The 13,919-nt window shown below is 70.2% G+C and carries 12 protein-coding genes; 3 read left to right on the forward strand and 9 right to left on the reverse strand.

The window, feature by feature from the left end; genetic code table 11:
- Positions 1 to 29 precede the first annotated feature (29 nt).
- Genes ACFY8O_RS12095 through ACFY8O_RS12105 form a run of 3 tightly spaced genes read right to left on the reverse strand, consistent with a single transcriptional unit; the run spans position 30 to position 3,123 of the window.
- Positions 30 to 890 carry a carbohydrate ABC transporter permease gene (locus ACFY8O_RS12095; RefSeq protein WP_387900904.1) on the reverse strand — a complete coding sequence of 287 codons (861 nt, stop codon included), beginning with the start codon at positions 888 to 890 and terminating at the stop codon, positions 30 to 32.
- Positions 887 to 1,813, reverse strand: coding sequence for a carbohydrate ABC transporter permease (locus ACFY8O_RS12100; RefSeq protein WP_145802544.1), 927 nt, complete (start codon positions 1,811 to 1,813; stop codon positions 887 to 889). Before ACFY8O_RS12100 ends, ACFY8O_RS12095 begins: the two co-directional genes overlap by 4 nt.
- Positions 1,810 to 3,123: an ABC transporter substrate-binding protein gene (locus ACFY8O_RS12105; protein WP_387900907.1), complete on the reverse strand. Its 1,314-nt coding sequence runs from the start codon at positions 3,121 to 3,123 to the stop codon at positions 1,810 to 1,812. The genes ACFY8O_RS12100 and ACFY8O_RS12105 overlap by 4 nt, the downstream gene beginning before the upstream one ends.
- A 188-nt stretch (positions 3,124 to 3,311) precedes the next feature.
- Here ACFY8O_RS12105 and ACFY8O_RS12110 point away from each other — a divergent pair, with 188 nt between their 5' ends.
- A complete protein-coding gene (locus ACFY8O_RS12110; protein WP_387900909.1) occupies positions 3,312 to 5,357 on the forward strand; it encodes a beta-galactosidase in 2,046 nt (681 codons plus the stop codon).
- A 46-nt stretch (positions 5,358 to 5,403) separates the two neighbouring features.
- On the forward strand, positions 5,404 to 6,963 hold the full coding sequence (locus tag ACFY8O_RS12115) for a glycoside hydrolase family 53 protein (protein WP_387900911.1): 1,560 nt from the start codon (positions 5,404 to 5,406) through the stop codon (positions 6,961 to 6,963).
- Positions 6,964 to 6,966: 3 nt separating this feature from the next.
- Here ACFY8O_RS12115 and ACFY8O_RS12120 read toward each other — a convergent pair whose 3' ends face one another.
- Positions 6,967 to 7,974, reverse strand: coding sequence for a VOC family protein (locus ACFY8O_RS12120; RefSeq protein ID WP_387900913.1), 1,008 nt, complete (start codon positions 7,972 to 7,974; stop codon positions 6,967 to 6,969).
- 56 nt (positions 7,975 to 8,030) lie between these two features.
- Entirely contained in the window at positions 8,031 to 8,519 is a 489-nt protein-coding gene (locus tag ACFY8O_RS12125) for a TetR/AcrR family transcriptional regulator (RefSeq protein WP_387901130.1), read from the reverse strand.
- Between the two features lie 307 nt (positions 8,520 to 8,826).
- Here ACFY8O_RS12125 and ACFY8O_RS12130 point away from each other — a divergent pair, with 307 nt between their 5' ends.
- Positions 8,827 to 10,269, forward strand: coding sequence for an aldehyde dehydrogenase (locus ACFY8O_RS12130; RefSeq protein WP_387901132.1), 1,443 nt, complete (start codon positions 8,827 to 8,829; stop codon positions 10,267 to 10,269).
- 56 nt (positions 10,270 to 10,325) lie between these two features.
- On the opposite strand, the gene ACFY8O_RS12135 is transcribed toward ACFY8O_RS12130, so the two are convergent.
- From ACFY8O_RS12135 to ectB, 4 genes are all read right to left on the reverse strand, one after another.
- Positions 10,326 to 11,024, reverse strand: coding sequence for a hypothetical protein (locus ACFY8O_RS12135; RefSeq protein ID WP_387900915.1), 699 nt, complete (start codon positions 11,022 to 11,024; stop codon positions 10,326 to 10,328).
- Positions 11,025 to 11,226: 202 nt separating this feature from the next.
- Entirely contained in the window at positions 11,227 to 12,120 is an 894-nt protein-coding gene (gene thpD / locus ACFY8O_RS12140; RefSeq protein WP_145802558.1) for an ectoine hydroxylase, read from the reverse strand.
- A 3-nt stretch (positions 12,121 to 12,123) separates the two neighbouring features.
- A complete protein-coding gene (locus ACFY8O_RS12145; RefSeq protein WP_387900917.1) occupies positions 12,124 to 12,522 on the reverse strand; it encodes an ectoine synthase in 399 nt (132 codons plus the stop codon).
- A 62-nt stretch (positions 12,523 to 12,584) separates the two neighbouring features.
- Positions 12,585 to 13,847, reverse strand: coding sequence for a diaminobutyrate--2-oxoglutarate transaminase (gene ectB / locus ACFY8O_RS12150; protein WP_387900919.1), 1,263 nt, complete (start codon positions 13,845 to 13,847; stop codon positions 12,585 to 12,587).
- Positions 13,848 to 13,919: the final 72 nt, after the last annotated feature.

Below are 13,919 nucleotides of genomic sequence, written 5' to 3' on the forward strand. Positions count from 1 at the left end.
TCATGAAGGGGTGCCCTGTTGAGGAGCTGTCAGGACTTTACGGCGCCGGAGAGCAGGTCAAGGCTCCAGAACCGCTGGATCACGAGGAACAGGGCGATCAGCGGGACGATCGCCAGCAGGGCGCCCGTGATGACCAGCGTGTACAGCGCCGGGGTGTTCGAGCCCTGCTGGAGCAGGGTGTAGAGGCCCAGGGTCACCGGGAACTTCTCGTCGTCGCCGAGCATGATGTAGGGCAGCAGGAAGTTGTTCCATACCGCTACGAACTGGAAGAGGAACACGGTCACGAGCCCGGGCAGCATCATCGGCAGGGCGATCGTCCGGAAGATCCGCCACTCGCCGCCGCCGTCCATCCGCCCGGCCTCGATCACATCCGCAGGCACGGCCGCCGCCGCGTAGATCCGGGCGAGGTAGACGCCGTACGGCGAGAGGATCAGCGGCAGCAGCACCGAGAGGTAGGAGTCGGTCATGTCCACCTCGGCCAGCAGCAGGTACTGCGGCACGGCGAGGATCACCGGCGGCATGAGCACCCCGGCGAGCAGGACGTTGAAGACCGTCTCCCTGCCGCGGAAGCGGTAGACGGCCAGGGCGTAGCCCGAGACCGCGGACACCGCGGTGGAGAGCAGGGCGCCCGCCCCGGCGTAGAAGGCCGAGTTGGCCATCCACCTCCAGTACACCCCGTCGCGGTACTCCGTGAGGTCGGCGACGTTCTGCGTGAAGCCGGAACCGGGCAGGAAGGTGAAGGTGGAGAACAGCTCGCTGCCGGACTTCGTCGAGGCGACCAGGACCCAGGCGACGGGCAGCAGGCAGTACAGCGCGCCCAGGAGGAGCGCCGCGGTCGGCACGAGCGGGAGGCGGCGGCGGCCGGGGGCCGCCAGGGGCTGGGTGCTCATCGTGAGTCTCCCTGCTGCGTACGGGAGTTGGCCGCCCGGAGGAAGCCGAAGGACAGGGCGAGGGTGGCCAGGGCGATGATGACCGCCTGAGCCGCCGCCGCATGGATGTCGTTGTTGACGAAGGCGTCCTGGTAGACCTTCATCAGGGGACTCCAGGTGGTGGAGAGCGAGTTGGTCAGCGGCTTCAGCGTGGTGGGCTCGCTGAACACCTGGAGCGTCGCGATGATCGAGAAGAAGAAGGTCAGGATCAGGGACGGCGCCACCATCGGGATCTTGATGCGCAGGGCGATCTGGAGCTGGGAGCAGCCGTCGAGCCGGGCGGCCTCGAAGATCTCGGCGGGGATGGCCCGCAGCGAGGTGTAGATCACGATCATGTTGAAGCCGGTGCCGCCCCACACCGCGATGTTGGCCAGGGAGGCGTACAGCGGCCCGCCGTCCAGCAGATCGGGCTGAGGGAGCCCCAACGCGTCGAGCGCGTAGAGGAAGGGGCTGACGTCGGGCAGGTACAGGAAGCCCCACATCAGCGCGGCGATGACACCCGGGATCGCGTACGGCAGGAAGATCGCCAGCCTGCTGAAGCCGCGCATGCGCAGCCCGTCCGTGTCCAGCAGCAGGGCGAAGAGCAGGGCGAGGCCGAGCATCACCGGGACGACGATCGCGCCGTAGCCGAGGATGCGCAGCGCCCCGTGCAGCAGCTCGGAGTCGGAGAGCGCGTCGGTGTAGTTGGCGAGTCCGGCCCAGATCTCCTCCCGCGCGCCCTTGCCGAGACCCAGGCCCCTGACCTCGGTCCTGCGGAAGCTGAGGTGGACGGCGTAGCCGATGGGCAGGGCGAAGAAGAGCAGGAACAGGACGGTGGCGGGGACCAGGAAGACGTACGGGGCGCTCTTGACCCCGGACGCCTTCCCGCGCGGTGCGCGTGTCACTCCGAGACCCCGAAGCCCTGCTTCTTCAGGTCCGCGACGGTGGCGTCCTGCATGGCGGTCAGCGCGGCGCCGAAGTCCGACCGGTCCTTGGCGGCAGCGGCGAAGTTGTCCTTGAAGGCGCTGTACGCGACGTTGACGTTCGGGCCCCACGCGGCGGGGGCGGTGCCCTGGGCGATCTTGGCCGCCTCCGTGTAGAAGGCGGGCTGGTTGGAGAAGTAGTCCGGAGCCTTCGACAGGGCGCCGCCGGTCTGTGCGGCCGTGGCGGCGGGGTAGATGCCGCTCTCCTTCACCAGCGCGGCGAGGGCCGCCGGGTCGGTGTTCAGCCACTTCGCGAAGGTGGCGGCGGCCTTCTTGTTCCTGGAGTCGTTGGTGACGGCGGTGGAGGAACCGCCCCAGCTGCCGGTGACGTTCGCACCCGCGGTCCACTGGGGGAGCGGGGCCATCGCCCACTTGCCCTTGGTGTCGGGTGCCGCGGTGGTCAGCGTGCCCGGCGCCCACACCGCGCTGACCCAGGCCACCTGCTTGCCGGTGTTGAGCGCCTTGTTCCAGGCGGGGGTGTACATCGGCTGGTTGTCGATGACGCCCTCCTTCACCAGGCCGCCCCAGAAGTCCGCGACCTTCTGCGTGGCGGTGTCGGCGATGGCGACCTTCCACTTGTCGCCGCCCGTGGTCCACCACTTCGCCCCGGCCTGCTGGGCGAGCCCAGCGAAGAGCCCCGAGTCGTTGGAGGAGAAGGTGGTGAGGTCCTTGTCGGGCGCCTTCTTCTTCAGCGCCCTGGCGGTCTCGGCGAACTCGTCCCAGGTGGTGGGCACGGTCAGGCCGTACTGCTCGAAGAGGTCCTGGCGGTAGTAGAACATCAGCGGGCCGGAGTCCTGCGGCAGCGCGTACAGGGCGTCCGAACCGAGCGTCGCCTGCTGCCAGACGCCCTCGGTGAACTCGCCCTCGGCGTCGCCCGCCTCCTTCGATATGTCGGCCAGGACGTCGTTGGAGACCAGCGTGGGGAGCGCCTGGTACTCGGCCTGGACCAGGTCGGGGGCCTTGTGGGCCTTGGCCGCCGTGATGATCTTGGTGACCAGGTCGTCGCCCGACGCCTGCTTCTTCACCGTGACCGTGATGTCCTGCTCCTTGCCGGGGCCCTTGTTCCAGAGGTCCGCGACCTTGTCCAGGCCCGGTGCCCACGCCCAGTAGGTGAGCGAGACGGGCCCCGAGGCGGCCGGCTCGTCGCCGCCGTCGTCCGAGCCGCATCCCGACAGCAGGGCGGTGGCGGCGAGAGCGGCGGCGGTGGACACCGCGACGATGCGGTATTTCATGGTTTCTCCCCTGACGAGACCGGCGAGCGCACCGGCCGACTGGCCGGATCTGCGCTGTGAGCGTTCACAGTAGAGAAACCAAACCGACACTTGTCAATGGTTGTTGCTGTGCGGTTATGTTGGCCCTGCGCCGCCGAGAGTGTGTGTGCACGTTCCCAGAAGTTGTCCCGAAGAGCCAGGAGCTGTCCATGCCGCATCCAGAATCCGCTCCCTACCCGGCCGGCCTGCGCACGCTGGCCTTCGGCGGCGACTACAACCCCGAGCAGTGGCCCGAAGAGGTCTGGCACGAGGACGTACGCCTGATGCGGGAGGCCGGCGTGAGCATGGTCAGCGTCGGGATCTTCTCCTGGGCGCTCCTGGAACCCGAGCCGGGCACCTACGACTTCGGCTGGCTCGACCGCCTCCTGGACCTGCTGCACGTCAACGGCATCCGCGCCGACCTCGGCACCCCCACCGTCGCCCCGCCGGCCTGGTTCTACCGCGCCCACCCCGAGGCCCTGCCCGTCAACCGGGACGGGGTCCGCTACGCCTTCGGATCGCGCGGCGCCATCTGCCACAGCTCGGCGCCCTACCGCGCCGCCGCGGCGAACATCACCGAACAGCTCGCCCGGCGGTACGCCACGCACCCCGCCCTCGCGCTCTGGCACGTCCACAACGAGTACGGCGTCCCGGTCAGCGCCTGCTACTGCGACAGCTGCGCCGCGCACTTCCGCCGCTGGCTCGCGGCCCGGCACGGCTCCGTCGAAGCGGTGAACGAGGCCTGGGGCACCGCGTTCTGGGGCCAGCGCTACCGCAGCCTCGACGACATCGACCCGCCCCGCACGACCCCCACGGTCGGCAACCCCGCGCAGCAGCTGGACTACGCCCGCTTCGCCGACGCCACCATGCGCGAGAACTTCACCGCCGAACGCGACATCCTGCACCGGCTCGCCCCCGGCATCCCGGTCACCACCAACTTCATGACCGCGCTCAGCCAGTGCGAGTCCGTCGACTACTGGGCCTGGGGCCGCGAGGTCGACCTCGTCACCAACGACCACTACCTGATCACCGACGGCCGCCGCACCCACGTCAACCTCGCCATGGCCGCCGACCTCACCCGCTCGGTCGCGGGCGGCGCCCCCTGGCTCCTGCTGGAGCACTCCACCAGCGGCGTCAACTGGCAGCCCCGCAACCCCGCCAAGCGCCCCGGCGAGATGGCCCGCAACAGCCTCGCCCACGTCGCCCGCGGCTCCGAGGGCGCCATGTTCTTCCAGTGGCGGCAGTCACGGCGCGGCGCCGAGAAGTTCCACTCCGCGATGGTCCCGCACGCCGGAACCGACTCACGGGTGTGGCGCGAGGTGAGCGCGCTGGGCGCGGGCCTGGGCCGTCTGGAGGACGTCCGGGGCACCCGCACCGTCGCGGACGTGGCGATGCTCTGGGACTGGGAGTCCTGGTGGGCGCAGCGCCTGGAGTGGCGGCCGAGCGAGGAGCACGACGCCCGCGAGCGCGCCGACACGTTCTACGCCTCGCTCTACGACCGTCACCTCACCGTCGACTTCGCCCACCCGGACGCCGACCTCTCCGGCTACCCCCTCGTCGTCGTCCCGGCCCTCTACCTCGCCACCGAGGAGACCGGCCGCAACCTGCGCCGGTACGTCGAGAACGGCGGCACCCTCGTCGTCTCGTACTTCTCCGGCATCGTCGACACCGACGACGCCGTGCACCCCGGGGCCTACCCGGGCGCGCTCCGGGACGTCCTCGGCCTGACGGTCGAGGAGTTCGCCCCGCTCGGCGAGGGCGGCACGGTCCGGCTGATCACCCCCGAAGGCGCCCCCGACGGTCCCGGGCTGACCGGTGACCTCTGGTCGGACGTGGTGATCCCGCGCGGGGCCGAGACCGCGTGGTCGTACGCCGACGGCATCCCGGCGGGCCGCCCCGCCGTCACCCGTAACCGCCTCGGCGAGGGCACCGCCTGGTACATCTCCACCCGGCTCTCCGGCCCGGACCTGGACGCCGTCCTGGACCGCGTGGCCGCCGACGCCGGCGTCGAGGCGCGCACCGGCCTCCCCTACGACGTCGAGGTCGTGCGCCGCACCGGCGCCACCGGCACTTTCCTCTTCGTGATCAACCACACCGACGCCGACGCCGGGGTACCGCTGGACGCCCCCGGCACCGAACTCCTCACCGGCGAGCCCGCCGCGGACGAACTCGCCGTTCCGGCGGGATCGGTCCGCGTCGTCCGTCTCGACGGCTGAGGCGCCCGCACGTTAACCCCGCACAACTGTCGAAGGGACATCGACGATGTACGGAACGACGCACATCCGCGCGAAGGCGGCCGGGGCGGTGGCCGCCCTCTCCGGTCTCCTGCTCGCCGCACTACCCGCCCAGGCCGCCCACGCGGCCACCGCCCCGGTCAACACCGGCTTCGAGTCCGGGACGACGGGCTGGTCGACGTACTCCGCCGGGGGCCAGAACGCCGCCTCCTTCACCGAGGCGGGCGGCCACGGCGGCAGCACCCGGCTCAGCCACTGGTCGGCCTCGGCGTACAAGGTCGAGACCTACCAGTACCTGAGCGGCCTCACCGACGGCACGTACACCCTCAGCGCCTGGGTCCGCTCCGGCGGTGGCCAGAACTCCGCCTACATCGCCCTGCGCAACTGTGGCTCCGCCGAACAGCGCACGGACCTGCCGCCCACCGCGAACGGCGCCTGGATCAGGCTCGTCACCTCCGTCAAGGTGATCGGCGGGGCCTGCACGATCAGCCTCAACTTCGACGCCCACGCGGGGGAGTGGGCCAACTTCGACGACATCACCTTCACCCCGGGGACCACCGGGCTGAGCGTCAGGGGCGGTGACCTCTCCACGCTGCCGAAGAACGAGGCGTACGGCGCCACGTACCGCAACGCGAGCGGCACGGCGGGGGACGCCATGAGCATCCTCAAGAGCTCCGGCATGAACTACGTACGCCTCAAGGTGTGGGTGAACCCGGCGGACGGCTACAACACCAAGGCCCGCGTCCTCGCCATGGCCAAGCGCGCCAAGGCCCTCGGGATGAAGATCCTCGTCGACTTCCACTACTCCGACGCCTGGGCCGACCCCGGCAAGCAGAACAAGCCCGCCGCCTGGGCGGGCCACGGCTACACCCAGCTCCGCACCGACGTCTACAACCACACCTACGACGTGCTGAACGCCCTGAAGGCCCAGGGCACCACCGCCGACATGGTGCAGATCGGCAACGAGATCAACGGCGGGATGCTCTGGCCGGAGGGCTCCACGGACAACTGGTCCCAGCTGGCGGGCCTGATCACCTCCGGGGCGAACGCGGCCAAGGCCGTCTCCTCCGGCACGAAGGTGGCGCTGCACCTCGCCGAGGGCGGCGACAACGCGGGCACCCGCTGGTGGTTCGACAACGCCGTGGCGCAGAAGGTGCCCTTCGACGTCATCGCCCTGTCCTACTACGGCTACTGGCACGGGGCGCTGTCCGAGCTCCAGGCCAACCTAGACGACGCGGCCTCCCGCTACGGGAAGCCGGTGATGGTCGCCGAGACGGCCTACGCCCACACGCTCGCGAACGACGACGGCCTGGAGAACAACGTCGCCACCACGAACCAGCTGGTCACCGGCTACCCGGCCACCCCGGCCGGCCAGGCGGCGAACCTCCGCGACGTCATGAACGTCGTGGAGGCCGTCCCCAACGGCCGGGGTCTGGGCGCCGTCTACTGGGAGCCCTCCTGGACGGCCGTGACCGGCAGCGGCTGGGACCCCGCCGACCCGTCGTCGGGCAACGCCTGGGAGAACCAGGCGGTGTTCGACCACAACGGCAAGCTGCTCCCGGCGGCCACCTGGTTCTCGCACAGGTAACCGTTACAGGGGCGCGCCGTGCCACCTCCACGAGGTGACACGCTCGCGCCCCGGCAGATCGGCCCGGCCGGTGGACCAGAGCAGCACGGTCCACCGGTCGTCGTCGTCCGGCGCCTCGGGGAAGAGCCGGGCGAGTACCCGGTCGCACAGGTCCCGGGGCGGCGTCCAGGAGAGCGACAGCCCGGCGGCGACGTCGTGGGTGTGCACCAGGGTCTCGACGATGCCCATGGCGGCGAAGCCCTCCGGGTCGGAGAGCCCGTACACGTGGTGGGAGCGCACGTCGGCGGGGGTCGTCCGCACCATCGCGGCCAGCAGGGCCCCGCTCGCCTCCAGCGTCTGGAGCAGCCCGGCCGTCCCCGCCTCCGGGTCGGCGAAGATCGAGTTGGCGGGGCCGCCCTCGCGCTCGGCGCCGTACCGGTAGGGCACCTCACGAGCCTGCGGCGGCCTGCGCGGGCCGAGCTGGACGGCGTACGCGAAGAGGTCGTCGCTCAGATGCTCCACGGTCTCCCAGCAGTCCCAGGTCAACGAGCCCGCCGGGACACGCCAGTCGTCCGCGGGGGACTGCGCGAGGGTGTCGACCGCCAGCCGCACCGCCAGCGTGACGTCGTCAGCGGTGACGGGAAGCCGTGCGCCGGTCAGCGCGGCGCGTTCCGCGGCACCGCACTCCACGCAGAACTCGTTGCCCTCGGGATCGGCCAGGGTCGCCCAGCCCCTGCCGTTCGGCTTGCGGTGGTCGGCGACCATCGTGGCACCCGAGGCCAGCAGCCGCTCGACCTCCTCGTCGCGGGTGCGCCCCTCGGGGCGTACGTCCAGGTGGACGCGGTTCTTGCCGCTCTTGGGTTCGGGCACCGTGACGAAGAGCAGCGCCGCTCCCGGGGCCTCGACGAGGGCCTCGGGATCGCCGGGCGCGTCGTCGTCGGACAGGGGCGCGCCGAGCACCTCGGCCCAGAAGCGGGCCAGTCCGTAGGCGTCGGCGCAGTCGATGGTGATGTGCTGTACGAGCGAGGTCATGGGGGCCACTGTCTCCGCTGACCCCCGCCCGGGTCCAGTGAGTTGGTGTCCTTCGGTCAGGGGGCCCCGACACCGCGCAGCAGCGTGTCCACGACGACGTCCGCCGCCCGGGCGGAGCTGAGGCCGGGCAGCTGCCGGGCGACCAGGTGCATGAGCTGGGGCAGCAGTGCGCTCACCCAGCCCTCCGGGGCACCGGGGCGCAGGAGCCCCTCCTCGGTGGCGCGACGCAGGAACACGTCGACCTCATGGGCCGCGGCGTCCCGGCGAGCGCGCACCCCGTCGTCGGCCAGCATGCGGGTGAGGTCCACGGGCCACGTGCGGTTGACCTCGATGACGTTCTCGACGTAGCGGTGCAGGGCGACGGCGACCGGCGCCTCCCGCAACCGGGCGTCCTCGACGGCCCGTTCCACGGCCGTCAGACGGAACTCGTAGATGGCGGCCAGCAGTTCCTCGCGGGAGGCGAAACGCCGGTAGACGGTGCGCCGGTCCACACCTGCCTCGGCGGCGATGCTCGCGATGCTCGCGCCGGGGTCCGCGGCGAGCATGCGCGCCCCGGTGGTCAGGACGGCTTCCAGATTGCGTGCTGCGTCGGCTCTCACGGCGTCGAGTGTAACGGCGGAGTGTGACTCCTGAGTGGAGTGCTGTCACGCATATGTGCGGTAGAGCCTATCAAAGGCGACAGCAGAGTGACATGTGATGCCGGAGGCCCCGCCCGTCGAGGGTCAGGTCCCGGCGGGGCGATGGTGCGGGTAAATGGCGCTCCAACGTGAAGCTACGAATGGTAAGTGCTACATTAAAGTGACAGTTAAGCGGAGCGCGGGTACGCCCGACAGCGTGGAAGTGGGACAGCACATGATCACGTACGACCGGCTCTTCGTCGGTGGATCCTGGGTCGAGGCGAGCGAGCCGGAGCTGCTCGACATCGCCTCCCCCCACGACCGTTCGGTGGTCGGCCGGGCCGTCCAGGCGCGGCCCGCCGACATCGACCGTGCGGTCGCCGCGGCACGCGCGTCCTTCGAGGCGGGCCGGTGGCGCCTGACCCCGCCGGCGGAGCGGATCGCGGCGCTGCGGCGCTTCAACGCGCTGCGCGAGAGGAGTGCGGAGCGCATCGCGCGCCTGATCTCCCTGGAGAACGGCTCCGCCGGGTGGTTCACCCGCGCGGGACAGCCCGGTCTCACCCGGCAGGCGAACGCCTACCTGAAGGCGGCGCAGGAGTTCGCCTGGGAGGAGACCCAGGCCCCCTCCGACCCGGGGTCGAAGGTGCGGAGCGTGGTGCGCCGTGAGGCGGTCGGCGTCGTGGCTGCGGTGATCCCGTGGAACTCGCCGTTCTCCTCGGCCACTTCGAAGATCATCCCTGCCCTGGTCACGGGGAACTCCGTCGTGCTCAAGGTCTCGCCTGAGAACTCGCTGAGCATGGGGTTCCTGGCCGAACTGCTGGAGCAGGCCGGCCTGCCCGACGGCGTGATCAGCGTCCTGCCCGCGGACCGGGAGACGAGCGAGTACCTGGTGTCGCACCCGGAGGTCGACAAGATCTCCTTCACCGGCTCCACACGGGCCGGCCGTCGCATCGCGTCGATCGCGGGCGAGCAGCTGAAGCGGGTCAGCCTGGAGCTGGGCGGCAAGTCCGCCGCCCTCATCCTGCCCGACGCCGACATCGCGAAGGCGATCGAGGGCGTGAAGTTCGCCTCCCTGCTCAACAACGGTGAGTCCTGCATCGCCCAGACCCGGATCCTTGCTCCGCGCAGCCGGTACGAGGAGATCGTGGCCGGGCTGAAGGACCTGGTGGAGTCGCTGAAGGTGGGTGACCCCGACGACCCCGAGACCTTCGTCGGCCCGATGATCCGCCCCGACCAGCAGGAGCGGGTGCGCGACTACATCCGCCTCGGCATCGAGGAGGGCGCCCGGCTGGTCACCGGGGGCCCGGAGGTCCCCGAGGGCCTGGAGCAGGGCAACTACGTCACGCCCACCGTCTTCGCCGACGTCGACAACTCCATGCGGATCGCGCGGGAGGAGATCTTCGGCCCGGTCCTCGTCGTCATCGCCTACGACGACGTGGACGAAGCGGTCCGCATCGCCGACGACTCCGAGTACGGCCTCTCCGGTGGCGTCTGGTCCTCCGACGAGGAGCACGCCCTCGCGGTCGCCCGGCGCCTGCGCACCGGCACCGTCACCGTCAACGGCGCCTCCGTCGCCTTCGACGGCCCGTTCGGCGGCTTCAAGTCCAGCGGCATCGGCCGCGAGTACGGCGCGGTCGGACTCGGTACGTACACCGAGTACAAGACCATCACGGTCTGACGCGGCTACCCGCCCCGAGGCAGGGCCGGCGCACGGAGAGGCGGAGGCCGCGACCGTTACCCGGCGGGCTCACCGGGATCCAGCACGTCGGCCGACGCGGGCGGCCGGATGTCCAGCGGCTCGTCGAAGTCGCTGAACGACGTGGTGGTGACCTGCTTGCCGCTCCGGTACACGGCCTTCAGCAGATGAGGTTCGCCCTCGGTGGCGACGTAGAAGGTGTACGTGCCTTCCTTGTCCGCCGGATCGGTCACGTCCAGCCCGAGCGCCTCGCGGCCGTCGATCCGGGTGGCCTCGCCCTTCTTCGCCGTGCCGAACGACTCGAACGGCCTCGTGCAGCGGGAGAGCCCGTCGCCCTCCCTCGCCCGGGAGACGGGCACCTTCGCCCAGGTGCCCGGGTGGGCGGCGCCGAGATCGTTGCCGCTCCAGGCCTCCAAGTACGCCTTGTCCGGGCGCACGTAGTCCGTCTCGCCGATCCGGATCTGCTCCAGGGTGCCACTGCGGGAGAAGGTGTTCCTCACCTGGCAACGGCTCTTGAGGTCCGTGGTCATCCGCCAGGTCACACGGTCCTCGCCTACCGTGTTGCTGATCTCTATGGTGAGGGAACTCAGCTTCTCCATCCTGGCGTTGGCCTCGTCGAGCAGCTCCGAGGCGGACTTCTGCGCCGGCCCCGCGCCCTCGCCCCCGCACCCGACGAGTGCGGCACCGGCCAGCAGAGACGTCAGTGCCCCCGCCGTCGTCCTGTGAACCGTTCGCATGGGGTCCCACCTCTCCGAGGGGCGCGCGATCACCACCATGATCGGCGAAGGCAGCGTAACAACGGACGGGTGGCCGGCAGCCTCCCGGGCGGCCGTTCGCCGAGGCCGTACGCAGGCGGCCGGCCCAGCCGTGCTCCGCGATCCGCACGCGGACGGGGCGGAACGCCTGACGCGTTCCGCCCCGTCCGTACGCCGTGCGTGACTACCTCACCGGGGTGAAGTCGCGCGCCCCGATGAACTCGGGCCGGCGGATCGGAGCCGCGAACGGCTCCTGCGCGGTGTTCTCGACGCTGTTGAAGACGATGAACACGTTGCTGCGCGGGTACGGGGTGATGTTGTCGCCCGACCCGTGCATCGCGTTGCAGTCGAACCAGGTCGCCGAACCGGCCTTGCCCGTGAAGAGCTTGATGCCGTGCCGGTCGGCCATCTTCGTCAGCGCCTCGTCGGACGGGGTGCCGGCGTCCTGCATCTGCAGGGACTTCTTGTAGTTGTCCCTCGGTGTCTCGCCCGCGCAGCCGAGGAACGACTTGTGCGAACCGGGCATGATCATCAGCCCGCCGTTGGTGTCGTAGTTCTCGGTCAGCGCGATCGAGACGGACACCGTCCGCATGTTCGGCAGACCGTCCTCGGCGTGCCAGGTCTCGAAGTCCGAGTGCCAGTAGAAGCCCGAGGCGCCGAAGCCGGGCTTCACGTTGATCCGGGACTGGTGGACGTACACGTCCGAGCCCAGGATCTGGCGGGCCCGGCCCACCACCCGCTCGTCACGGACGAGGTTCGCGAACACCTCGCTGATCTTGTGCACCTCGAAGACGGAGCGCACGCTCTGGGACTGCGGCTCGATGATCGAGCGCTCGTCGGCGCGGATGCGCGGATCGGCGATCAGCCGGTCCAGCTCCGCGCGGTAGACGGCCACCTCGTCGGGAGTGACGAGCTGGTCGACGGTGAGGAAGCCGTTCTCCTCGAACCCCTGGAGGTCCTTCGCGGTGACCGGCCCCGGCGCGCCCGGCGCGGACCAGATGACCGGGTCCTGGCGGGGAGTGGTCATCTCGGCGGCGCCGCGCGAGGGGTACAGGTCGGCGCGTACATCGGTGGTCATGGTTCAGCCCTCCTCTGTCAGCAGCGGGTAGACACCGTTCTCGTCGTGGTCCTCCCGTCCGGTGACGGGGGGATTGAAGACGCACACGCAGCGGAAGTCGGTCTTCGGCCGCAGGGTGTGGCGCTCGTGTCCGTCCAGCAGGTACATCGTCCCGGGGGAGATCCAGTGCTTCTCGCCGGTCTCGTCGTTGGTGAGCTCGGCCTCGCCCTCGGTGCACAGAACGGCCTCGATGTGGTTCGCGTACCACATCGACGTCTCCGTGCCCGCGTAGAGCACGGTCTCGTGGAGCGAGAAGCCCACCTTCTCCTTGGCGAGCACGATGCGCTTGCTCTCCCAGGTGCCTGATGCGGACCTGATGTGCCGGTCGGTGTTCTCGATGTCACTGAAAGATCGGACGATCACGGTGGGGTGGTGCCTTTCTCTTCTGTCCTGCTCTGGGTGCCTGTTCCGGGGTGTGGCCCGGGTCAGGCGGTCTCGCGGACGGAGCGGGCCAGCGTGCGCAGGCCCTCGTCCAGTTCCTCGGGGGTGATGGTCAGCGGCGGGAGCAGCTTCACGACCTCGGACTGGGGGCCGGAGGTCTCCAGCAGCATGCCCAGCTCGAAGGCGCGCGCGCAGACGGCGGAGGCGCGCGCCGGGTCGGTGAACTCCAGGCCCCAGACCAGCCCGCGGCCACGGAAGTGCGCGGTCGGGTCCTCGGCACAGATCGCCAGCAGTGTCTGCTCGACCTGCTCGCCACGGGCGAGGGTCTGCTTCTCCATCTGGCCGTCGGCCCAGTAGGCGTCCAGCGCGGCGGCGGCCGTGACGAAGGCCGGGTTGTTGCCGCGGAAGGTGCCGTTGTGCTCGCCGGGCTCCCAGATGTCCAGCTCGCCCTTGAAGAGGCAGAGCGACATCGGCAGGCCGTATCCGCTGATCGACTTCGACAGCGTGACGATGTCCGGGACGATGCCGGCCTCCTCGAAGGAGAAGAAGCCGCCGGTCCGGCCGCAGCCCATCTGGATGTCGTCGACGATCAGGAGCATGTCCTGGCGGTGGCAGAGCTCCTGGAGCGCGCGGAGCCACTCGGCACGGGCGACGTTGATGCCGCCCTCACCCTGCACGGTCTCCACGATCACGGCGGCGGGCTTGTTGAGCCCGGAGCCCTGGTCCTCCAGAAGCCGCTCGAACCAGAGGAAGTCGGGGACCTTGCCGTCGAAGTAGTTGTCGAACGGCATGGGGGTGCCGTGCACCAGCGGGATGCCGGCGCCGGCCCGCTTGAACGCGTTGCCGGTCACGGCGAGCGAACCGAGCGACATGCCGTGGAAGGCGTTGGTGAACGAGACGACGGACTCGCGCCCCTTGACCTTGCGGGCGAGCTTCAGCGCCGACTCGACGGCGTTGGTGCCGGTCGGGCCCGGGAACATCACCTTGTACGGCAGGTCCCGGGGACGCAGGATCACGTTCTCGAAGGTCTCCAGGAAGGCCCGTTTGGCCGTCGTGGCCATGTCGAGGCCGTGGGTGACGCCGTCGCGCTCGATGTAGTCGATCAGCGCGCGTTTCAGCACCGGATTGTTGTGGCCGTAGTTGAGTGAACCGGCACCGGCGAAGAAGTCGAGGTACGAGTGGCCGTCCTCGTCGGTCATACGGGCGCCCTGCGCGCGGTCGAAGACTGCGGGCCAACCGCGGCAGTAGCTCCGTACTTCCGACTCCAGGCTCTCGAAGACGCTCAGGGCGGGCGGGGTGATGGTCACAGCGAATCTCCTGCTCGAGGGGGGGTGTGACGGGCGGCGGGTCGTACATGCCCCAGGAAGCCGCGCCCGGGC

The organism is Streptomyces argenteolus, assembly GCF_042902585.1.
In the GTDB taxonomy this organism is placed as follows: domain Bacteria; phylum Actinomycetota; class Actinomycetes; order Streptomycetales; family Streptomycetaceae; genus Streptomyces; species Streptomyces argenteolus.

Coding starts and splice junctions, on each gene's coding strand:
- ACFY8O_RS12095 (WP_387900904.1), bottom strand. CDS start 890: ATGAGCACCCAGCCCCTGGCGGCCCCCGGCCGCCGCCGCCTCCCGCTC.
- ACFY8O_RS12105 (WP_387900907.1), bottom strand. CDS start 3,123: ATGAAATACCGCATCGTCGCGGTGTCCACCGCCGCCGCTCTCGCCGCC.
- ACFY8O_RS12110 (WP_387900909.1), top strand. CDS start 3,312: ATGCCGCATCCAGAATCCGCTCCCTACCCGGCCGGCCTGCGCACGCTG.
- ACFY8O_RS12115 (WP_387900911.1), top strand. CDS start 5,404: ATGTACGGAACGACGCACATCCGCGCGAAGGCGGCCGGGGCGGTGGCC.
- ACFY8O_RS12120 (WP_387900913.1), bottom strand. CDS start 7,974: ATGACCTCGCTCGTACAGCACATCACCATCGACTGCGCCGACGCCTAC.
- ACFY8O_RS12125 (WP_387901130.1), bottom strand. CDS start 8,519: ATGCTCGCCGCGGACCCCGGCGCGAGCATCGCGAGCATCGCCGCCGAG.
- ACFY8O_RS12130 (WP_387901132.1), top strand. CDS start 8,827: ATGATCACGTACGACCGGCTCTTCGTCGGTGGATCCTGGGTCGAGGCG.
- ACFY8O_RS12135 (WP_387900915.1), bottom strand. CDS start 11,024: ATGCGAACGGTTCACAGGACGACGGCGGGGGCACTGACGTCTCTGCTG.
- thpD (WP_145802558.1), bottom strand. CDS start 12,120: ATGACCACCGATGTACGCGCCGACCTGTACCCCTCGCGCGGCGCCGCC.